The sequence below is a fragment of the Anoxynatronum sibiricum genome (genome assembly GCF_039414295.1).
Classification (GTDB): Bacteria; Bacillota; Clostridia; order Peptostreptococcales; family Tindalliaceae; genus Anoxynatronum; species Anoxynatronum sibiricum.
On the sequence record NZ_JBCITM010000029.1, the window covers coordinates 1 to 19418 of the forward strand.

Genomic DNA, 19418 nt, shown 5'->3' on the forward strand with positions numbered 1-19418 from the left:
GCCAGCGTTCATCCTGAGCCAGGATCAAACTCTTATTAGAATTCTTTCCCAAACCCAGTCTCTTTTCAGATTCTGGCTTCTTTTGGTTCTCTTCGCTTCTTCCTGCTGTTCAGTTTTCAAAGAACGTTAAAGCCGCTCATCGCTTTGGGCTTCGTCCGCCAAAGCGTTTTTAGCGGCTCATTTAATATACCATTTTTACCTGGGGGTGTCAACTGATTCTCTCGATTTTTTTGCCTGGTATTTGACTTTGTATTCACGCCGCATGAGATTAATACCCACAAAATTTAACATTAAAAGGAAGGCTTTGATTATTTTTTCATTTTAGACTTCTTTATTTTCATTTTCCGGGTCATTTAACATTTCTCAACATCTATTGTGACAATCAGCAGCCCTCTTTACATATGATGTCGAATGCGATAAGATAAGGGCAGAGGCAGAGTAGACATTATGCGTTAAGTGTTGGGAGATGGGAAGTTGCTCTCAAACGAAGAATGACATGATTCGCGGTATAATGTTGCATCCGCTGCCACATTTGAGAAGCAGTGTCGTTTTTGTACTTCTTTCTCTGATGTGGGGTCATCGCCTCACTACAGTGAAAGGAGGTGTGCACATGGTTCAATCAAACGGTTTTCGCATTTCGACAAAGGCACTGGTGCTGGCTTCGTTTTTTGTGGGGATTAACATTATCCTCTCCCGGGTCGGCGCGATCATGCTCTTTAACAACAGCGTGCGGCTCAGTTTTGGCAACATCCCACTGGTTCTTTCAGGGTTATTGCTGGGGCCTGCCGCCGGTTTGATGACCGGTATCGTTAGTGATTTGCTGGGTTTTCTCATTAACTCCCACGGCGGCGCCTATCATCCCGGATTCACTCTCAGTGCCGGCTTAACCGGTTTAATTCCAGGGCTGGTCATGCTTTGGAGTGTTAAAGTCGGAAAAAGTCGATTTTCTCTGCTGAATGTGGTGGTTGCCAACCTGTTGGTGTATCTGTTGATTTCCGGCTTACTCAACACCATCTGGTTGACTCACCTGTTGGGAACGGGTTTCAGCATCTTATTCCCGGCACGATTAGCCAGTCATGGCATTGTCACAATCATCAATACCGTGCTGACGTATGCATTGGTTAAAAGCTTTCAGCGTTCCAACCTGGTGCCTGCAAGCGTCTTATCATTGAAGACTTGGTAACCATGCAGCTGTTTCAGTCATTTTGTCACCAGGTATTCACCATGATGCGTACGCATGTCTCACAAGCAAGCACCATCACCAGCCTCACAAACACTCACAAAACAAGCAACCGCTTGCCCCTAATCATCAGGGTAGCGGTTGCTTTTTATTGTCTTACGTTAACGCCACTTTTCTAATGACGCTGTGCTTCTTCGATCACTTGGTAAATGAAATGCTGCAAGGTCGAATCTGACAGTTGCTCTTCTGTAGCCTGCCATTGCCAGTTGGTTCCACCGATGGTTCCAGGATAATTCATTCTGGAAGCGGTTCCCAGACAAAGGTAGTCCTGCAGTGGAATGACAACCGTTTTTGCATGTGTATGCATCAGCAGCCGAATCAGTTGTTGACAGTTTTCGTGAGATGTCTTTTCCGGATCAATGCGATGATAGCGTTTCAATATTTCCCGAATCCCCACATCCGAAAATGCTTCTTCTTTCAGCCAACCGACCAGGGTGTCATTATCGTGGGTGCCTGTGTAGGCTACTGTGTGTTTTTCGTAGTATGCCGGCCTTTCTTTCTTTTTTGTCTTTTTACCGAAAGAAAACTGCAGAATTTTCATGCCCGGAAATCCAAAGGCTTTTTTCAGTGCTTCCACTTCCGGAGTAATGACTCCCAAATCTTCAGCAATCAGCGGCAGTTTCCCCAGGTACTTTTCCAGAGAATGAAAGAGGGCCATCCCCGGCGCCTTCACCCAACGGCCTTTCACTGCTGTGGGTTCAGTTGCATGAATTTCCCAGTAAGCTTCAAATCCCCGGAAATGATCGATGCGGATCATATCTACAGATTCCATCAAATGTTGTAAGCGCATGCGCCACCAGCTAAAATCGTCTTTCATCATTTTATCCCACCGATAGTGGGGGTTGCCCCACCGTTGTCCTGTTCTGGAAAAATAGTCGGGAGGAACTCCTGCAACAACCGTCGGTGTGCCATCTGGATTCAGTTGAAAAAGCCGTGGGTTAGCCCACACATCCGCACTGTCATGAGCAACAAAGATGGGCAGATCACCAATGAGCCGGATATTGTTTTCCCAAAAAATCTTCTTCATTTCCTGCCACTGGGTGTGAAAACAATATTGCAGAAATTCAACGCATTCCAATTCATTCAAATGTTGTTCCCGAAAAAGACGCAACTCATCCAACGACCGATTTTTCAACTTTTCAGGCCACTCTTGCCAAGGTCGCAGCTTTTGATTTTTTTTAATGACCGTGAAGAGAGCATAGTCTTCCAACCACCATCGCTGTTCTTCAATAAACCGGTGGTAGTCATCGGGCTTTTGTTGTCTCTTGAACCGTTGATAGGCCAGATGATACAGCTGACTTTTCCATTCTCTCATTCGGTGAAAATCCACTCTGGTTTCAGGAAAGTCAGGCGGTTCTGCTATTTCCTCACAGTGCAACCAGCCCCGAGCTGTCAACTTCTCTGGGCTAATAAAATCTTCATTGCCTGCAAAGGCAGAAAAACTCTGGTAAGGAGACTCACCGTACCCCACTGGATTCAAAGGCAGTATCTGCCAGAAACGATTTCCCGTCTTTTTCAGAAAAGGCAGGAGCACTCTTTCCGCACCGCCGATATCACCCACACCATGAGGCGACGGGAGTGAAGAAATATGGAGCAGCAATCCCGCTTTAGCATCTTTGGTCATCTGTTGTTCAGCCCTTTGCTTCCATTTTTACTATCTGCTTAGTATCACTCATTTAGCGGATCTTCATCTGCGTGATATACACGTCTTGTTGTTATCAGCGATATCCTGGCATATTAGTCTTGATCCAAGTGATACATCTCCCTGCAGTAGGCCTTGATCATGCGTTCCGCCGAAAAAGCCTCTCTGGTGTCCATGATACTGGCCACCATCATTTCCGACCATCGATCTTGCTGTCCTTCAAAACAGGGGACAACCTCTTCCAACAACACACGATAAAGCGCTTCCGCATCCCGCTGGTCCTGTGCTGTTTCTTTGGCAGGCACCAGTTCATCACCAATAGCCCAGCCATTCACACCATGACGACAGGCTTCGGGCCACCAGCCGTCAAGTATGCTCACGTTCAACACACCGTTCATGGCTGCCTTCATTCCAGATGTGCCACAGGCTTCCTTGGGTCTTTGCGGATTATTAAGCCAGATATCACACCCTCGTGTGAGGAGAGCTCCCAATGCCATGTCATAATCTTCCAGAAACACCACCGATTGGGGATACTGTTGTTGAACCTTCACCAGTTTTTTTAGAATTTCTTTCCCCTTACTGTCCATGGGATGCGCTTTACCGGAAAAAATCAGTTGCAGCCGCTGTTGCTTCAGCAAAGGTTCAATGCGTTCCATCTGCGAAAAAATCAGATCGCTTCGTTTATAGGGAGCCGCCCGCCTGGCAAAACCCACCACCAGTCCCTGTGGATTCAACTGGACGCCTTTTCGCTCTTTCACCAACTCAAACAATTCACTTCGATTCTCTGAATGAACCCGTTTAACATGGGCCGCTGTCAATGAAGAACGATTCAGACGTTCATCCATCCAGGTGGGCACATGAACACCATTCGTGATATTGGTAAGGGGTGCTTTTCCTTCGACACTGTGCCACATGGATTTCGTGGTTTCCAGATGCAGTGCTGCCACCGAGTTCGCCCGTCGGGAAAGACGCAGGCCTGCAACGGTCATATTAAAGGGAGCTCCTCCAATTTCTGCCAGCTGCTCAATGGTGAGTCCCTGATGGGCACTCATGTACCGCAGCCGGGCAAGTGGATGGGATTCATTGCCTGCAGGTATGGGTGTATGGGTGGTAAACACGATTTGTTGCCGGGTGTTTTTCCAGGCACTGTGAAAATCAGCTCCCATTTCCATCTTCTCCCGCAACAGCGCCAACCCCGCCAGCACTGCATGACCTTCGTTGAAATGATAAGTCATCACTGGTATTCTAAGCGCCTGCAACGCCCGCAGGCCACCTACTCCCAACACAATTTCCTGGGCCACCCTTTCCTCTTCGGTACCACCATAAAGCTGCCGGGTTACCCAGTGGTAGGGCGATTCAGAAACCACTGTATCCAAAAGATAAAGGGGAACATTGCCAAAAGCTTCTGTTTTCCATACCTTCACTGGTACCTGGTCTTCCCTGATGGTGACATGCACAATGATCCCCGTATCTTCCAGCGATGATCCTTCCAACGATCGGTAGCAGTCAACCACCTGCCCCTCCGGTGTCATGCGTTGTTCCACATAACCCTGCTGCCATTTAATGCCAATACCTACCAGCGGAACTCCCGCATCTTTTGCTGCTTTCAGGTGATCCCCAGCCAAAATTCCCAAACCACCGGAATAAATCTTGAAATGGGAAGCCAATCCATATTCCATACAAAAGTAAGCAATGTATTTATCTTTTTCGTATGGTTCACCATGTCTTTTTGGTTTATCTATTGCCACCATCATTCTTCACTCCTTTCCAATGGTTGCTGCGAAAACGTCAGTTTATCCGCCAAGAAGTGGTCCGCTTTCTCTTTCCTGAAATCTCACTCATCCTGAAACCCGTTCCCACAAACGAGAAGTCCAAAAGTATCATCGCTTCTCATTTTCCACGGTTCTTTCATCGTCATCAGCTATGATCCTTTTACCCAATCACCTTCAAAAAACACAAAAGCCGGCAGTAAACCCCATCGTTTCCACCGGTTTCATAAAAAACCCAACAAGAAAAGGACAAAAAAGGAACAGGATTCATTGTTGGTACAACAAACCCTGTCAACTGCAGAGACCTCTTCTATTGCCTTTGTATTCAGTTGTGTCCAGGTTTGTATCCAGGATATCACATACCTCCTGACTTTTCAGTTAGGATCAAATAACCGATGCTGCTTTGGTGTTGCTCGGATCTTGCTTTGATGGTGCTTAAAACCAGATATGCGTTTTCGTCATTTTAAGGAAGTGACGAACTTCCTGTGTCTTATCTGCGAACGCCAATTCGCATCTTCAGACGTCTCTGCAGTTAAGGTATTGGCCTCAAGGCTTTGGCCACCTTTCCTTACTCATATCATACCACATTTTTGCAGGCTTAATCAATTGTTTTCTTCAATAGACACCAGTGCCATCTGATGCCATTTATGAAGGTTTGCAAAATAGAGAGGCTTTGAGATCGTTGCTTCCACCACTCAGCTCATCAAAGTGAACCGCGCAGTTTCTTCCTCGATCCTTCGCTTGATAGAGGGCCAGATCAGCTGCATGAATCAGTTGATCTGGATAATAAAGACTTGATGGTATGAGCGTGGCCACACCCAGCGTCACTGTCAAACAGTTTTGATCCTTCTTTTCTCCAAGAGGAATGGCCAGTTCATCAATTCTATCAACAATTTTTTCTGCCAACTGAACAGCACCTTCTCTGTCGGTATTATGTAATACCGCAGCAAACTCATCACCGCCGTAGCGACCAATAAAATCCGTTTTTCGCCGTAGTGATTTTTCTAATGTTTTTGCCACATCCACCAGAATACGGTCACCCGTCTGGTGTCCAAATTGATCGTTGAAAGCTTTAAAGTAATCCACATCCACCAGTATCAAAGAAATAGGTAATTGATCACGCCGAGAGCGCTCCCATTCTTCTTGCAGATAAGCATCCAACTTGCGTCGATTTGCAATACCAGTCAAACTGTCGATTTCTGAAAGCTCTTTTAACTGGCGATTCAGCTTTTCAAGTTCCTGTTGTGTCTCTTGTCGAATGGCCACTTCCTGAGCCAGTTCCTGAGACTGTCTGGCATTGTTAATGGCAATGGCCGCATAGGATGCCAGTATGCGCAACGTGTCAAGATTATACTGTGTATAGGCATGTTTTCGCCGGCTTTGTACCGTCATCACGCCAATCACCTGTTCGTTGACCATCAATGGGCAGAACAGCAGGGAAGGCATGAGTTCTCCGCTGGTGCTTTCATATCCCTTAATATATTGCTGATACTCATTTTCAAGATCATTAACAAATACTTCCCGGCGGTTTTTAAAACACCAGACTGCATAGCTTGTTTCACTGGACAGCGGGATGGAAAACGTAGGAATCACTTGTCCTTTTTCCATGTAAAAAGGATATTCCAACACATCTTCATTACTCCGATAGACACCAATCCCCAGCACATCAGCTTCCATAAGGCTATTGGTGTGTTGGTATATCTGTTCAAAAACATGATTTATGTTCAACGTTGCCGTGATTTTTTGGCCTATCTCACTGATAATCTGCATTTGTTCGTAGGACTGCTTCAATGCTTTCGACTGCAGTTCCAGTCTGCTAGCCTGTTCTTTCAATTGCTCGGTCAAAACCTCGTAGGCCCGGTGCTTCTCCAGATACTCATCAGCTTCCATTTGGAAGGCGATACTTCTCAGCTTGTTCTGTTGCTCAACCGCTGCCATTTGCTTATGAAGGTTGTGATATTTCTTATAATAGAGCACACTTTTGCTCAAATCACCCTCTGCCTCATAGTGTGTGGCAATCAGGCTGTAGAATTTCACTATGAGAATATCAATCTCAAGCCCTTTGGCAATGCTTAATCCCCGAAGAAGATGGATGAGTGCCTGATCCGAATCACCGGCTTCTTTTGTTGCATGATACAAGTCAACGCACAGATCAAGGCGAAGGTTCACGTCTGCTGTTTCAGAGATGATATCTAAACAGCGCTGATATAGTTCAATCGACTCCTCCAGACAGCCTTGACGATGGGCGATCTTTCCCATGAGATGAAGACTGTAACCCTCTCCCACAAAATGATCTTCCAGCCGGCTTACCTGAAGACTTTCTCCGGCGTACTGCCGGGCTTTCTCCAAATCTCCCATTTCACAATAAACCATCCCAATGTTCACCAAAGGGAATGCCATGTCAGCTCTTCGATGATGGCGCTTATGACGGGATAAACTCTCATGGTAATACATCAGAGCAGTGCCGTAGTCTTTGAGTGTTTTGTATACTTCTCCAAAGTTGTTCAGTAGCCCGGCAGCCATCCGTTCATAATGAATGGCATCTGCCAACTTCAACCCTTGCCCGTAGAATTCCAGGGTGCGATCAAAGTTGTGCATATATAAATAGACATTCCCCAGGGCGTTTAGAATCTCCACTTCCAATCGGTGTTCTTCAACTTCTTTTGCAAGTTCCAGCCCTTTTGTCAGCTCCTGAACAGCTTGGCTCAGTTTCCCTCCCAACCAATGGCTGCGCCCTATGCACAGCAGGCTCTTCATTTGCCCGGGAAGATCACCGTTTTCCACCGCCAGTTCATGGGCTTTCTGTGCATAGGCCAATGAATCAGCAGGGTTGCTTCTTTCCATTTTTTCCGCCAGTGCATTCAGCTCGCCAACAGATTTTCCGGCATGTCTATTCAGATGATGACCATCTGTGGATTGCTGCATCTTTGTAGACTCATTCAATTGGGGGGCACCTCCGTACCAGTCTATCCTTCATTTCTCCGTTGATCTCTGCAGGGCATTTAGGCCCTCGTGTGTTTATATATCCATTATACGGTGAATCGAATCATCATTCCAGTACTTTTTACCTATTTTATTTGGCAAGACAAATAAAATGCAAAATCCACTTACATTAATTGCATTTGGACTGTTCACCGGCCAGCACCCTATGTGAAGATTCATTTCACAGCGGCACACCCGGCAGTTCTTTATCGCCACATCAGCGCTGCAGCAATGGTACCCAAACCTATGGCCCATGTATAAAAGGAAAAATAGTACAAGCGCTCTTTTTTAATGAGATTAATCAGTGCCCGTATGGCAAAGACCCCCGCCAGGAAAGAAGCCAGAATTCCCGCCAGCAGCACCAGCACTGTCACATCCCCCATACCGTAGGTAAAGGCATCTTTGATTTCCAACAACGTCGCCGCCAGAATCGCCGGAAAAGACAGCAGGAAGGAATAGCGTGTGGCCGTTTCCTTATTGATTCCCTGAAATAACGCACCGGCAATGGTGGACCCTGAACGGGAAATTCCTGGAGTGATGGCAAAGCCCTGGAAGACACCCACTGCAAAAGCATTCTTCCATGTCATTTGCTGCAACGATTTGCGGGTTCGGGTTTTTGTTGGCTGCGATCTCTCTGCAAACCACAGTAAGGTTCCGGTGATCAACAGAGAAAATCCTATCACCAGGCGAGAAGTGTAAAAGGCTGAAAAAACGTCTTTCAGCAAGAGTCCCATCACTCCCGTTGGAATGGTTCCCACAATGATAAAGAGTCCCAGGCGGCGGTACTCATTTTCTAGACCCAGACCCCGCCGGTGAACCAGATCGTTGCACATGTGAAAAAAAGCCACCACGATACGATAAAGATCCTGGCGGTAAACCACCAATACCGAAAAAAGTGTTCCCACATGAAGCATCACGGTCAAAAAGAAAATTCGGTCTTCAGGTACATTTAGCAGCAGCTGGGTGATGGCCAAATGGCCGGAACTGCTCACTGGTAAAAACTCTGTCAATCCCTGGACGATCCCCAGAACAATCGCTTTCCATAATGCCATGAATAATCCTCCTATTAGTCAATATGACATCTGTTGATGTCAGGATGAAATTGAATCCATACTTTACGTTGCCGCGGCCCATCAAACTCACAAAAATAAAGGCCCTGCCAGGTTCCCCGCTGCCATCTGCCGTTTCTCAGCAGCAGTGTCTGTGATGCGCCCATAAGGCTGGCTTTCAGATGGGCCGCTGTATTGCCTTCGGCGTGACGGTAGTTGTCTTCCCAGGGAACAAGTTTTTGCAGTGCTTGAATCAGATCGGCAGTGACATGTGCATCTGCATTTTCATTGATGGTCACACCAGCAGTGGTATGGGGCACATAAATGGTCACTGTACCGTCTTTCCATTGGTGTTGCTCAATGATTCTTTCCACTTCGCTGGTGATTTCCAGCCAGTGATCCCGATGCCGGGTGGTCAGATTCAGTTCAATCACGTGGTTTCTCCTTCCTTGGTTTGCTGTCGATATTTATGTGGTTCTCTTGGCATTCTGGCTCATGATGAACCTGTTGTTTTCTTTATGCAGGTGCATTGTCTTACCTTCTTTTGATTTCCTGCCCGAATCAGGCTATAATGAATGTGAATACTCGTGATAGCCACATTCAGCAAAGATCATCAAGGAGGAATATCATGTCTGCCAACGAACGTGAGCCTGTTAAAGATCAAGGTTATATTCAGGTGTATACCGGAAACGGAAAAGGGAAAACCACAGCCGCTCTGGGGCTGGCCCTGCGAGCCATTTGCGCGGGAAAAAAAGTGTTTATGGGTCAGTTTATCAAGGGGATGGTCTACAGTGAATTAAATGCCGTTCAGTGGCTTCCAGGGCTTGTCATTGAACAGTTTGGACGAGACTGTTTCATTCGCAACAACCCCACCGAGGAAGACACGCGCATTGCACTTCAGGGGCTGGAAAGAGCCCGGGAAGTACTGCAAGCCGGTGACTACGATGTGGTCATTCTGGATGAAATCAATGTGGCCCTCTATTACCAGCTGTTTACCCAAGAAGCTGTACTGGCACTTATGGCTGAAAAACCAACCCATGTGGAGTTGGTTCTCACCGGAAGATATGCACCGGAAACCATCATGAACGCAGCCGATCTGGTAACCGAAATGAAGGAAGTCAAACACTATTATACCAAAGGTGTCAATGCCCGCAAAGGCATCGAAAACTAAATCACGATGCGCCAATACCTTGATCATTTAAAACAGAAGTTATCAAAATTGAAAACCCCCAACCGCAATGGTTAGGGGCTTTCTTGTGAGTGGTAATCTTAACGTTTTGAGAACTGTGGCGCACGCCGAGCTTTCTTAAGACCGTATTTCTTACGTTCAACCATTCTGGCATCACGTGTCAGGAATCCGGCTTTCTTAAGAATATCTTTCAGTTCACCATCTGCTCTTACCAGCGCACGGGAGATCCCATGGCGCAGAGCACCTGATTGACCGGTGAAACCGCCACCATGTACGCGGGCAAGTACGTCGTACTTGCTCAGTGTGTTGGTGATGGTCAGCGGGCTTCTCACTTCACGGCGAAGAGTTTCATAATCCATGTATTCTTCAAGATCTTGATCATTAATGGTGATTTTGCCTTGTCCAGGAACCAGTCGAACTCTGGCTACAGAGGTTTTACGACGGCCTGTTCCCCAGTAAACAACATTTGACATTATATTCGCTCCTTTCCTGAAAAATGACTACAGTTCCAGCATTTCAGGTTTTTGTGCCTGATGCTGATGTTCGGTGCCGGCATAGACTTTCAGCTTTTTGTACATTTGCCGACCCAACCGGTTTTTGGGGAGCATGCCCTTCACAGAATGCTCAATCAAACGCTCCGGATGTTTCTGCAGCACTGTTCGCAAAGAAACTTTTCTCTGCCCGCCGGGATACCCAGTGTGACGTACATGAAACTCCTGGTCCCATTTTTTACCGGTTAATGTGACTTTGTCTGCATTAATGACAATCACATAATCACCGGTATCCACGTGGCTGGTATATTCAGGCTTGTGTTTTCCCATCAGAATCATGGCGATTTGAGTTGATAAACGACCGAGGGTTTTGCCTTCGGCATCAACGACAAACCATTTTTTTTCAATTTCATTTGCTTTTGCCATATATGACTTCATGATTAACCTCCCTTATAAAGACTGCTGAATGGTATCATTCTGTTTGATACCTGGCCTCTCTTGCAGCGCTTCACCGACGCTGCTGTGTTGCTTTATACTAAAGACCCGGGGCGGGATCTTTTAGACACACTCTCATATTCTAATACACGGATCCTGCTGTGTCAATAGTGGAACGCTAAAATAATGGCAATTCTCCGGCTTCATAATACACCCTGTCCAAAAAGAGTCCCTGTGGTGGCGCCGTCAACTTCCGGTAATTTGCTTCCGGATGATTTAATCGCTCCCGGATCGCTTCCAGGGGCATTTTCCCTAGGCCAACCTGTACCACAGCTGCTGACAACATGCGCACCATCTTGTAAAGGAATCCGTTACCCTGGTAGGTGATCCTAAGATGTGGTTCGTTGTAATGAAGGCTTGCTTTCCAAATCGTACGCACCGTGTCTTTCACATCGCTGTTGGCAGCCCGAAAAGCTGCAAAATCGTGGGTACCTGTGACCATCTCCAAAGCGGCTTCCATTTTAGCTGTATCAGGCCACTGGCGCAGCTGCCATGTAACATTTCTCAGCAGAGCACTTCCTTGGGGATGCACATAAAAATGGTAACTGTATGCCTTGCCCAGGGCACTGTAACGGGCATGAAAGTCTGGTGATGCTTCGCGGGTTTCCAACACACAAATGTCTGGCGGAAGATGTGTGTTCAGTGCCGGTGCAAACCGGTTCGCCGGGATGCGGCTCTTGGTTTTGAAGCTGGCACACTGCCCCCGGGCATGAACACCTGCATCTGTGCGTCCCGAGCCATGAACAGTGATTTTTTCTCCTGTCAGCGCTGTCAGCGCAGCTGTCAGCTTTTCCTGTATGCTGATTCCATTGGGCTGTATCTGCCAGCCACAATAATCTGTTCCATCATATTCAATGATCATCTGAATGGTCTGCATCTCTTCTGCAACCTCCTGCTCACAGGCTTCAATACCACCGAAGCCAGAGCATGATGCCCATAAAGGCACTCATCAGTACCAGCCCTGCTGCATCTGCCTGCTGCCATTTCAGCGCTTTCATCCGGGTACGGTTTTCGCCTCCCCGGTAGCACCGCGCTTCCATAGCCATGGCCAAGTCATCAGCACGTCTGAAAGAGCTGATGAACAGCGGCACCAACAGGGGCACCAGGCTTTGCGCACGGTGAATGAGATTTCCACTTTCAAAATCAGCGCCTCGAGCCATCTGTGCTTTCATGATTTTATCTGTTTCTTCCAGAAGTGTGGGGATAAATCTAAGGGCTATGGTCATCATCATGGCCAGCTCGTGAGCAGGTACCCCCACTCTTTTCAGTGGATTCAGCAAATGTTCAATACCATCTGTGAGGGTGATGGGTGAAGTGGTGAGGGTCAACATGGAGGTTCCCATGATCAAAAAGATCAGGCGCAAGGCCATAAAAACACCTTGGCGCAAGCCTTCCCATGTCATATTGACTGGCCCCAGCTGAAAAAACACGGTTCCTCTGGTCATAAACAGATTGATGAAAAAAGTAACCATAATCAGCACCATCAGTGGACGAAGTCCCTTGAGCACGTATCGCAAGGGTACTTTGGAACCCGCAATAACCATCAGCAGAAGTGCCATCACCACCAGATAGGCTTTAAAGTCGCGGATCATAAAGAGCCCGGCCATGAACACAAAGGTGCCGATAATCTTTGTCCGGGGATCCAGTCTGTGAATCAGAGATCCCGTGGGATAATGTTGTCCGATGGTGATGTCTTTAAGCATGCTGACTCCCTCTCAAATAACTCAGAATGACTTCTTTTGCCTCTTCAACGGTAAACACATCTTCTGGCAATGCGCATCCCCGTTGGTTCATGGATTTCATTAAATGAGTGATCTGCGGCACTCCCAATCCAATTTCTTCCAGCGTTTCTGCCTGTTGAAAGATGGTGCGTGGGCTGCCTGTTAAGGCAATGGTTCCCTGATGCATGACAATGATCCGATCCACCAATCGCCCGATGTCTTCCATGCTGTGAGAAACCAAGATGACCGTCAGTTGTTGCTGGCGATGCAGGGTTTTGATCTGATCCAGAATTTCATCCCTGCCCCGCGGGTCCAAGCTGGCTGTTGGTTCGTCCAGAATCAGTATATCCGGTTTCATGGCCAGCACACCTGCAATAGCCACCCGGCGGCGCTGCCCGCCGCTCAAATCAAAAGGAGAACGGTCTTTCAGGCCTTCATAGGGGAGCTTGACCATTTCCATTGCTTCTTTGACACGCTTTTGAATCTCCTGCTCATCAAGGTCCAGATTGGCCGGTCCAAAGGCAATATCTTTTGCAACCGTCTCTTCAAAAAGTTGATATTCCGGGTACTGAAAAACCAGCCCCACTTTTTTGCGAATATCTTTCAGTTTAATCCCCGGCTTCGTAATATCCGTCCCGTCGATCCAGATACTGCCGGAAGTAGGCTTCAAAAGACCGTTCAGATGCTGAATGAGAGTGGATTTACCTGATCCGGTGTGACCGATGAGCCCAATGAACTCACCGGGCTCAATGGTCACATTGATATTCTTCAGAGCATGGGTTTCAAAGGGGCTTCCAGGGTTATAGGTATGTGTCAGTTCTTGGATTTTAATTGACATAAATGGTTCACCATCTCTTCCACCGTCAGCACATCCTCAGGCAAATCAATGCCTTCACTTCGGAGTTCAGCTGCCAAGTCTGTCATCTGAGGCACATCCAACCCCAGGGCTTTCAACTCATCCACCCGTGCAAACACTTCCCGGGGTGTCCCCTGCATCACCAACTGTCCATCTTCCATGACCACCACCCGGTGAGCTTCCACGGCTTCTTCCATAAAGTGAGTAATATGAATCACCGTAATGCCTTCTTCCCTATTGAGGTTTCTGATGGCGTTCACCACTTCTCTTCTACCGGAAGGATCCAGCATGGCCGTCGGTTCATCAAATATAATGCAAGCGGGTTTCATGGCTATCACACCGGCGATGGCAATGCGCTGCTTTTGCCCCCCCGACAGGAGGTGTGGCGCTTTATGCCTGTAGTCGCTCATGTCTACCCGGTGCAGGGCATTGGTTACCCTGGTTCCAATTTCAGCAGGATCAATTCCCAGATTTTCAGGCCCGAAGGCAACATCTTCTTCTACAATGGTGGCCACAATCTGATTGTCCGGGTTTTGAAAGACCATGCCTGCCGTCTGTCGTATTTCCCAGAGCAGTTCCTGATTCTTCGTATCCATCCCAGCTACCAGAACCGTTCCGGCAGTCGGTAGCAGCAGTGCGTTCAGATGCTTTGCCAGCGTGGATTTTCCTGAGCCATTGTGTCCAATCACCACAAGGTGCTCACCCTTTGAAACGTTCAGGGTCACCTCTTTAAGAGCAATCAGGTCGGCTTCATCATGACTTCTGTATTCAAAGGTCAGGCCTTTAACTTCTATGATGGGTTTCTGTTGATTCATTTCCATCGACGATTCTCCTATACCCTAAAAAAACAGGGACTAAGCATGATGACTTAATCCCGAGTTAGTGTTTATACCAGTTCCAATACGACCATTTCTGCACCGTCACCTTTGCGCGGTTCCAATCTTAAAATACGGGTATATCCGCCATTGCGCTCCTGATACTTGGGTGCAATTTCATCAAAAAGGTTTTTGACAATGGTTTCTTCTGTGATGAAGGCAAGTGCTTGTCGACGGGCATGTAGGTCGCCACGTTTTCCAAGGGTGATCATTTTTTCAGCCAGTCTGCGGGCTTCTTTTGCTCTGGTGACAGTTGTTTGAATCTTGCCGTGTTTCAACAAACTTGTCACCATGTTTCTGAGCATCAGGTCGCGGTGCGCACTGACACGTCCCAGCTTTCGATATGCTGCCATGCTTTTCCCTCCTTACGATACAGTATCAAATCGATGCACCTGACTATTCTTCTTTGGATTTCAGACCCAGGCCCAATGCAATCAGCTTCTTCTGAACTTCTTCCAAAGATTTCTTGCCCAGGTTGCGAACTTTCATCATTTCTTCATCATTCTTTTGGGTCAGCTCTTCCACCGTATTGATGCCTGCCCGCTTTAGACAGTTATAGGAACGCACGGAAAGATCCAGTTCTTCAATGGTCATTTCCAGCACTTTTTCCTTTTCATCGTCTTCCTTCTGCACCATAATTTCCACAGCACTCACGTGCTCGGTCAAGTGAATGAACAGATTCAGATGCTCCGTCATGACTTTTGCAGAAAGAGACAGGGCTTCTTCAGGTTTGATGCTGCCATCTGTGTATACTTCCATGGTCAGTTTATCGTAGTCGGTCATTTGACCCACGCGGGTATTACCCACGGTATAACTGACCTTCTTCACCGGAGTAAAGATGGAATCCACCGGAATAACGCCGATGGGCATGGCTGGCGTTTTATTGCTTTCTGCCGCCACGTATCCTCTGCCCTGTAACACATTCATTTCCATGTTTAAACGTGCACCTGCTGCCAAAGTGGCAATATGCATTTCCGGATTGAGTATTTCAACATCCGCATCCGCAATCAAGTCACCTGCCGTAACAGTTCCTTCGCCTTCCGCTTCGATACGCAGGGTTTTGGGTTCATTTCCATGCACCCGGATTGAAAGGTCTTTAATGTTCAGAATGATCTCTGTGATGTCTTCTTTTACCCCTTCAACATTGTCAAACTCATGCAGAATGCCCTCAATGTGGACAGATGTCACTGCTGCTCCCGGCAGGGAAGACAACATAATGCGTCGCATTGAGTTGCCAAGCGTTGTGCCATATCCGCGTTCCAGCGGTTCAACAACAAACTTACCATACGTGTTGTCCTCGCTGACTTCCACGATCTCAATCTTAGGTTTTTCCATTTCGATCATTCGACTCGTACCCTCCTTTTGACTCCCTGGTCACTCTGGCTCGTTGAGGGGATCAGTATCCGTTCTAACGGATTATTTGGAGTATAGCTCAACAATCAGGTTCTCGGAAATCGGCAGGTCAATATCTTCGCGGTTCGGCATGGAAACCACTTTCCCCTGCAGGTTTTCAAGATCAGCAGACAGCCACTCGGGCGCGTTTCCTTTTGCTTCTTCCACCTGAGCCTTGAATTTGGGAAGGCCTTTGGATCTTTCTGATGCTTTGATTTCATCACCTACGGATACCAGATAGGAAGGAATATCAACCTTCTTGCCATTTACCGTGAAATGACCGTGGACCACCAGTTGTCTGGCCTGTGCCCGTGAAGCGGCAAAACCCAGTCGGAATACCACATTGTCCAGTCTTGTTTCCAGGATTCGAAGCAGATTCTCACCAGTAATCCCTTTCTGGTGATCAGCCATTTCATAATACTTTCTAAACTGAGTTTCCAGAACACCATAATGGCGCTTGGCTTTCTGCTTTTCACGCAGCTGGATTCCATAGTTCGACAGCTTTTTACGGCTGGTTCCATGTTGTCCAGGCGCCATGTTGCGCTTGTTGATTGCACATTTATCGGTATAGCACCGGTCGCCTTTTAAATAAAGCTTCATTCCTTCTCTGCGGCATAGTCTGCACACAGCTTCGGTATATCTTGCCATCGGTTCATGACACCTCCTTAAATATCAATTAGACTCTTCGTCGTTTTGGTGGTCTGCAGCCATTATGCGGAATCGGTGTTTCATCCTTAATCATGCTCACTTCAAGGCCTGCTGCCTGCAGTGAGCGGATGGCTGCTTCTCGGCCCGCTCCGGGTCCTCGCACAAAAACTTCTACAGTTTTCAGCCCATGTTCCATGGCTGCTTTTGCTGCAGATTCTGCTGCCATCTGGGCAGCAAAAGGAGTGGATTTTCGGGAGCCTTTGAATCCCAGCTGGCCTGCACTGGCCCAGGCAATGGTATTGCCGCTGGTGTCTGTCAAGGTGATGATTGAATTATTAAAAGTGGACTGAATATGTGCATGACCACGTTCGATATTCTTGCGCTCTTTTCTTCTTCGGCTGACTTTCTTGCGTACTGCTTTTGCCATTCGCTCTTCCCTCCTTACTTAACTATTTTTTCTTCTTGCGTCCAACAGTCTTTTTAGGACCTTTACGTGTTCTTGCGTTGGTTTTGGTTTTTTGTCCATGCACCGGCAATCCTTTAATGTGTCGGATCCCGCGATAGCATCGGATTTCTTTTAGACGTTTAATGTTCAGCGCAATTTCCCGGCGCAGATCACCTTCTACATGGTAGTCGGTGTCAATGGTCTTACGAAGTGAACTAACTTCTTCTTCGGTCAGATCCTTAATGCGGGTATCCGGGTTAATGTTGCAGCTTGCCAGAATTTTGTTGGATGTGTTGCGTCCGATTCCAAAAATATAGGTCAGTCCAATTTCAACGCGCTTATCTCTGGGTAAATCCACACCAGCAATACGTGCCATTAACAAATACACCTCCTAAATCAGTTCCTTAAGTTTATTCAACGTTAATTTATATGTGACGGTGATAACTGCGAAGTGTCCTTCGCTCTATTGCACAGGGAATCAGGTAAACCTGACAGCCGCTCCCTGAAATCCATAGGGTTATCCTTGTTTTTGTTTATGCTTGGGGTTCTGGCAAATCACCATAACTTTCCCACTGCGGCGAATCACCTGACATTTTTCACAGATAGGTTTTACGGAAGCTCTCACTTTCAACCTAATCCCTCCTTCTTCAACGTTCACTTGTGGATTAGCCGGTTACTTTTTACGCCAGGTGATGCGGCCTCTCTTAAGGTCATAAGGAGACAGTTCCACAGTCACCTGATCTCCCGGAAGAATTCGGATAAAATGCATTCGGAGTTTTCCGGAGATATGGGCCAAAATTTCATGACCGTTTTCCAGCTGTACAATAAACATGGCATTCGGTAATGCTTCTTTGACGGTACCTTCTACTTCAATGACATCCTTCTTTGACATGCAGCCATCACCCTCCATTCTTCCCCGGCTCGTTGTCCGTCAATCTTTCCAGTTCAACTCTTATCAGGGCATTGTTCATTTTTTTCTCCGACAGAATGCGTTGTCGAATCTCTTCGGAGATCAGGCCCGCCGAGACGAAATGCTTGCTCTTTTTCTTCTTTGGCCTGTCAAGTCTTCGCAGCTTGCCGTCAACCAGCAAAGCGTGGGTTTCATCCAGTACATCGATGACAACCAGATACCTTCCTTTGTCCCGACCCTGAATCGACCTGACTACCTGCCCAATTTGAAGTGGTTCCTGTTTCACAATGTCACCTCTTTATCCGGCATTCAGCACTGTCAGCAATTCCGGTTCTCCATCAGTGATGGCGATGGTATGTTCATGATGTGCAGAGCGTTCGCCATCTGCAGTGATGACCGTCCATCCGTCAGGCATGACGCTTACTTGGTAGGTGCCCTGATTGATCATGGGCTCAATGGCCAAAACCATGCCTGATTTAAGTCTCGGTCCTTTTCCCGCCAACCCGAAATTGGGAATCTGGGGTTCTTCGTGCAGCGCTGTCCCAATGCCATGTCCCACATAATTTCGAACCACCGAAAAGCCAGCTGCTTCTACATACGACTGGATCGCATGGGAGATATCTGACAATCGATACCCTTCCCGGGCATACCGGATTCCCTCATAAAAGCTGTTCCTTGTGATGTCGATGAGCCGTTTTGTCTGGGTACTGATGGTACCCACCGGATAGGTTTTGGCAGCATCTGCAAAGTATCCGTTAAGTTGAACGCCTGTATCAATGCTGATCATATCGCCTTCCACAAGTTGAACTTGGCCTGGGATTCCGTGAACCACCTGGTGGTTAATGGAGCTGCAGATGGAGGCTGGAAAACCGCTGTAACCCTTAAATGCGGGCACACCACCCCTGGAACGTATATGGGCTTCTGCCGCTTCGTCCAGCTCTATGGTGGTAATTCCCGGCCGCACCATCTGTTTCATGAGGTCGTGGACTTCTGCCACAATGACCCCGGCCTTTCTGATCTGTTCAATTTCCTGTCGAGATCGGATGTTTATCATGATCAAGCGTCCTTTAATGCTTCGTATATAGCTTTTGTTACCGCTTCAATGCTCTGTTCTCCATCGATGGTGACCAGTAAATCCTGTGATTGGTAGAATTCAATGAGCGGAGCTGTTTCGTTCTCATAAACCTGGATGCGTTTTTCAGCCGTTTCCCGCTGATCATCCTTTCGTTGAATCACTTCGCCTCCGCAGGAGTCACAGATCCCTTCGGTGGCTGTTGGTTTAAAGACAACATGATAAGTTGCACCACACTGTTGACACACACGCCGACCAATCGCCCTCTCAATGAGAGTTTCCCTGGCCACATGTATGTTGATCACCCTGTTAAGGGCACTGCCATCTTCCTTTAGAAACCGTTCCAGCGCCTCGGCCTGAACAACCGTGCGGGGAAAGCCATCCAGCAGAAATCCCGTCTGGCAATCCTCCTGCTTCAACCGATCCTGGACGATGGCCACCACCAGCTCGTCGGGCACCAGCAGCCCCTGATCCAGATAGCTTTTTGCTTCTTTACCCAGGGGGGTTTCCTGTTTGATGTTGGCCCGGAAGATATCACCGGTGGAAATTTGTGGAATGTGATACTTGTTTATCAACGATTGTGCCTGTGTTCCTTTTCCTGCATTGGGCGGTCCCAGCAGAATGAGTCTCATCTTATCATCT

23 protein-coding genes and 1 riboswitch are annotated in these 19418 nt (G+C 47.5%); of the genes, 2 read left to right on the forward strand and 21 right to left on the reverse strand.

All coding sequences use genetic code 11. From position 1 onward, the window contains the following. The first annotated feature begins 432 nt into the window (after positions 1–432). A riboswitch (THF riboswitch) is annotated at positions 433–528 on the forward strand. Positions 529–610: 82 nt separating this feature from the next. Further along, a complete protein-coding gene (locus AAIG11_RS16835; RefSeq protein ID WP_343187406.1) occupies positions 611–1183 on the forward strand; it encodes a folate family ECF transporter S component in 573 nt (190 codons plus the stop codon). A gap of 172 nt (positions 1184–1355) precedes the next feature. On the opposite strand, the gene malQ is transcribed toward AAIG11_RS16835, so the two are convergent. The 5 genes from malQ to AAIG11_RS16860 form a co-directional block, all read right to left on the reverse strand. Continuing rightward, positions 1356–2864 (reverse strand): 4-alpha-glucanotransferase, encoded by a 1509-nt coding sequence (malQ, locus tag AAIG11_RS16840; RefSeq protein WP_343187407.1) that lies wholly within the window; start codon positions 2862–2864, stop codon positions 1356–1358. Between the two features lie 113 nt (positions 2865–2977). After that, the gene (gene glgP / locus AAIG11_RS16845; protein ID WP_343187408.1) at positions 2978–4636 is read right to left on the reverse strand and encodes an alpha-glucan family phosphorylase; all 1659 of its coding nucleotides are present in this window, start codon (positions 4634–4636) and stop codon (positions 2978–2980) included. 660 nt (positions 4637–5296) lie between these two features. Next, a complete protein-coding gene (locus tag AAIG11_RS16850; RefSeq protein ID WP_343187409.1) occupies positions 5297–7576 on the reverse strand; it encodes a diguanylate cyclase in 2280 nt (759 codons plus the stop codon). A gap of 263 nt (positions 7577–7839) precedes the next feature. Continuing rightward, the gene (gene uppP, locus AAIG11_RS16855) at positions 7840–8685 is read right to left on the reverse strand and encodes an undecaprenyl-diphosphatase UppP (protein ID WP_343187410.1); all 846 of its coding nucleotides are present in this window, start codon (positions 8683–8685) and stop codon (positions 7840–7842) included. Positions 8686–8699: 14 nt separating this feature from the next. Beyond that, entirely contained in the window at positions 8700–9113 is a 414-nt protein-coding gene (locus tag AAIG11_RS16860) for a secondary thiamine-phosphate synthase enzyme YjbQ (RefSeq protein ID WP_484477165.1), read from the reverse strand. Positions 9114–9253: 140 nt separating this feature from the next. Between AAIG11_RS16860 and AAIG11_RS16865 the strand changes: the two genes are divergently transcribed. After that, the gene (locus tag AAIG11_RS16865) at positions 9254–9853 is read left to right on the forward strand and encodes a cob(I)yrinic acid a,c-diamide adenosyltransferase (protein WP_343187412.1); all 600 of its coding nucleotides are present in this window, start codon (positions 9254–9256) and stop codon (positions 9851–9853) included. A gap of 98 nt (positions 9854–9951) precedes the next feature. Here the strand turns inward: AAIG11_RS16865 and rpsI are convergent, their stop codons facing one another. The 16 genes from rpsI to AAIG11_RS16945 all read right to left on the reverse strand — a co-directional run bounded on the left by rpsI (position 9952) and on the right by AAIG11_RS16945 (position 19408). Continuing rightward, entirely contained in the window at positions 9952–10344 is a 393-nt protein-coding gene (gene rpsI, locus AAIG11_RS16870; protein WP_343187413.1) for a 30S ribosomal protein S9, read from the reverse strand. Between the two features lie 27 nt (positions 10345–10371). Next, positions 10372–10803, reverse strand: coding sequence for a 50S ribosomal protein L13 (gene rplM / locus AAIG11_RS16875; RefSeq protein WP_484477166.1), 432 nt, complete (start codon positions 10801–10803; stop codon positions 10372–10374). Between the two features lie 172 nt (positions 10804–10975). Continuing rightward, on the reverse strand, positions 10976–11734 hold the full coding sequence (truA, locus tag AAIG11_RS16880; RefSeq protein ID WP_343187414.1) for a tRNA pseudouridine(38-40) synthase TruA: 759 nt from the start codon (positions 11732–11734) through the stop codon (positions 10976–10978). 28 nt (positions 11735–11762) lie between these two features. Then, a complete protein-coding gene (locus AAIG11_RS16885; RefSeq protein WP_343187415.1) occupies positions 11763–12560 on the reverse strand; it encodes an energy-coupling factor transporter transmembrane component T family protein in 798 nt (265 codons plus the stop codon). Next, the gene (locus AAIG11_RS16890; RefSeq protein WP_343187416.1) at positions 12553–13416 is read right to left on the reverse strand and encodes an energy-coupling factor transporter ATPase; all 864 of its coding nucleotides are present in this window, start codon (positions 13414–13416) and stop codon (positions 12553–12555) included. The genes AAIG11_RS16885 and AAIG11_RS16890 overlap by 8 nt, the downstream gene beginning before the upstream one ends. Continuing rightward, entirely contained in the window at positions 13392–14249 is an 858-nt protein-coding gene (locus tag AAIG11_RS16895) for an energy-coupling factor transporter ATPase (RefSeq protein WP_343187432.1), read from the reverse strand. The genes AAIG11_RS16890 and AAIG11_RS16895 overlap by 25 nt, the downstream gene beginning before the upstream one ends. Before the next feature lie 71 nt (positions 14250–14320). Then, positions 14321–14662 carry a 50S ribosomal protein L17 gene (gene rplQ, locus AAIG11_RS16900; RefSeq protein WP_283410646.1) on the reverse strand — a complete coding sequence of 114 codons (342 nt, stop codon included), beginning with the start codon at positions 14660–14662 and terminating at the stop codon, positions 14321–14323. A 43-nt stretch (positions 14663–14705) separates the two neighbouring features. Further along, positions 14706–15653 carry a DNA-directed RNA polymerase subunit alpha gene (locus AAIG11_RS16905; protein ID WP_343187417.1) on the reverse strand — a complete coding sequence of 316 codons (948 nt, stop codon included), beginning with the start codon at positions 15651–15653 and terminating at the stop codon, positions 14706–14708. A 72-nt stretch (positions 15654–15725) separates the two neighbouring features. After that, positions 15726–16349 carry a 30S ribosomal protein S4 gene (gene rpsD, locus AAIG11_RS16910; protein WP_343187418.1) on the reverse strand — a complete coding sequence of 208 codons (624 nt, stop codon included), beginning with the start codon at positions 16347–16349 and terminating at the stop codon, positions 15726–15728. A 28-nt stretch (positions 16350–16377) separates the two neighbouring features. Further along, the gene (rpsK, locus tag AAIG11_RS16915; RefSeq protein ID WP_283410649.1) at positions 16378–16776 is read right to left on the reverse strand and encodes a 30S ribosomal protein S11; all 399 of its coding nucleotides are present in this window, start codon (positions 16774–16776) and stop codon (positions 16378–16380) included. Positions 16777–16798: 22 nt separating this feature from the next. Further along, positions 16799–17170 carry a 30S ribosomal protein S13 gene (gene rpsM, locus AAIG11_RS16920; protein ID WP_283410650.1) on the reverse strand — a complete coding sequence of 124 codons (372 nt, stop codon included), beginning with the start codon at positions 17168–17170 and terminating at the stop codon, positions 16799–16801. A 141-nt stretch (positions 17171–17311) separates the two neighbouring features. Beyond that, positions 17312–17425: a 50S ribosomal protein L36 gene (gene rpmJ / locus AAIG11_RS16925; protein ID WP_283410651.1), complete on the reverse strand. Its 114-nt coding sequence runs from the start codon at positions 17423–17425 to the stop codon at positions 17312–17314. Positions 17426–17467: 42 nt separating this feature from the next. After that, positions 17468–17686, reverse strand: coding sequence for a translation initiation factor IF-1 (gene infA / locus AAIG11_RS16930; RefSeq protein WP_283410652.1), 219 nt, complete (start codon positions 17684–17686; stop codon positions 17468–17470). A gap of 7 nt (positions 17687–17693) precedes the next feature. Then, a complete protein-coding gene (locus AAIG11_RS16935) occupies positions 17694–17990 on the reverse strand; it encodes a KOW domain-containing RNA-binding protein (protein ID WP_283410653.1) in 297 nt (98 codons plus the stop codon). A gap of 12 nt (positions 17991–18002) precedes the next feature. Next, positions 18003–18758, reverse strand: coding sequence for a type I methionyl aminopeptidase (gene map / locus AAIG11_RS16940; protein WP_343187419.1), 756 nt, complete (start codon positions 18756–18758; stop codon positions 18003–18005). A gap of 2 nt (positions 18759–18760) precedes the next feature. Next, positions 18761–19408 (reverse strand): adenylate kinase, encoded by a 648-nt coding sequence (locus tag AAIG11_RS16945; RefSeq protein ID WP_343187420.1) that lies wholly within the window; start codon positions 19406–19408, stop codon positions 18761–18763. Positions 19409–19418: the final 10 nt, after the last annotated feature.

What these genes read in the sequence shown, in the direction of transcription:
- AAIG11_RS16835 (WP_343187406.1), top strand. Translation starts at nt 611, where the DNA reads ATGGTTCAATCAAACGGTTTTCGCATTTCGACAAAGGCACTGGTGCTG.
- malQ (WP_343187407.1), bottom strand. Translation starts at nt 2,864, where the DNA reads ATGACCAAAGATGCTAAAGCGGGATTGCTGCTCCATATTTCTTCACTC.
- glgP (WP_343187408.1), bottom strand. Translation starts at nt 4,636, where the DNA reads ATGATGGTGGCAATAGATAAACCAAAAAGACATGGTGAACCATACGAA.
- AAIG11_RS16850 (WP_343187409.1), bottom strand. Translation starts at nt 7,576, where the DNA reads ATGCAGCAATCCACAGATGGTCATCATCTGAATAGACATGCCGGAAAA.
- uppP (WP_343187410.1), bottom strand. Translation starts at nt 8,685, where the DNA reads ATGGCATTATGGAAAGCGATTGTTCTGGGGATCGTCCAGGGATTGACA.
- AAIG11_RS16865 (WP_343187412.1), top strand. Translation starts at nt 9,254, where the DNA reads ATGAATGTGAATACTCGTGATAGCCACATTCAGCAAAGATCATCAAGG.
- rpsI (WP_343187413.1), bottom strand. Translation starts at nt 10,344, where the DNA reads ATGTCAAATGTTGTTTACTGGGGAACAGGCCGTCGTAAAACCTCTGTA.
- truA (WP_343187414.1), bottom strand. Translation starts at nt 11,734, where the DNA reads ATGCAGACCATTCAGATGATCATTGAATATGATGGAACAGATTATTGT.
- AAIG11_RS16885 (WP_343187415.1), bottom strand. Translation starts at nt 12,560, where the DNA reads ATGCTTAAAGACATCACCATCGGACAACATTATCCCACGGGATCTCTG.
- AAIG11_RS16890 (WP_343187416.1), bottom strand. Translation starts at nt 13,416, where the DNA reads ATGTCAATTAAAATCCAAGAACTGACACATACCTATAACCCTGGAAGC.
- AAIG11_RS16895 (WP_343187432.1), bottom strand. Translation starts at nt 14,249, where the DNA reads ATGAATCAACAGAAACCCATCATAGAAGTTAAAGGCCTGACCTTTGAA.
- rplQ (WP_283410646.1), bottom strand. Translation starts at nt 14,662, where the DNA reads ATGGCAGCATATCGAAAGCTGGGACGTGTCAGTGCGCACCGCGACCTG.
- AAIG11_RS16905 (WP_343187417.1), bottom strand. Translation starts at nt 15,653, where the DNA reads ATGATCGAAATGGAAAAACCTAAGATTGAGATCGTGGAAGTCAGCGAG.
- rpsD (WP_343187418.1), bottom strand. Translation starts at nt 16,349, where the DNA reads ATGGCAAGATATACCGAAGCTGTGTGCAGACTATGCCGCAGAGAAGGA.
- rpsK (WP_283410649.1), bottom strand. Translation starts at nt 16,776, where the DNA reads ATGGCAAAAGCAGTACGCAAGAAAGTCAGCCGAAGAAGAAAAGAGCGC.
- rpsM (WP_283410650.1), bottom strand. Translation starts at nt 17,170, where the DNA reads ATGGCACGTATTGCTGGTGTGGATTTACCCAGAGATAAGCGCGTTGAA.
- infA (WP_283410652.1), bottom strand. Translation starts at nt 17,686, where the DNA reads ATGTCAAAGAAGGATGTCATTGAAGTAGAAGGTACCGTCAAAGAAGCA.
- map (WP_343187419.1), bottom strand. Translation starts at nt 18,758, where the DNA reads ATGATAAACATCCGATCTCGACAGGAAATTGAACAGATCAGAAAGGCC.
- AAIG11_RS16945 (WP_343187420.1), bottom strand. Translation starts at nt 19,408, where the DNA reads ATGAGACTCATTCTGCTGGGACCGCCCAATGCAGGAAAAGGAACACAG.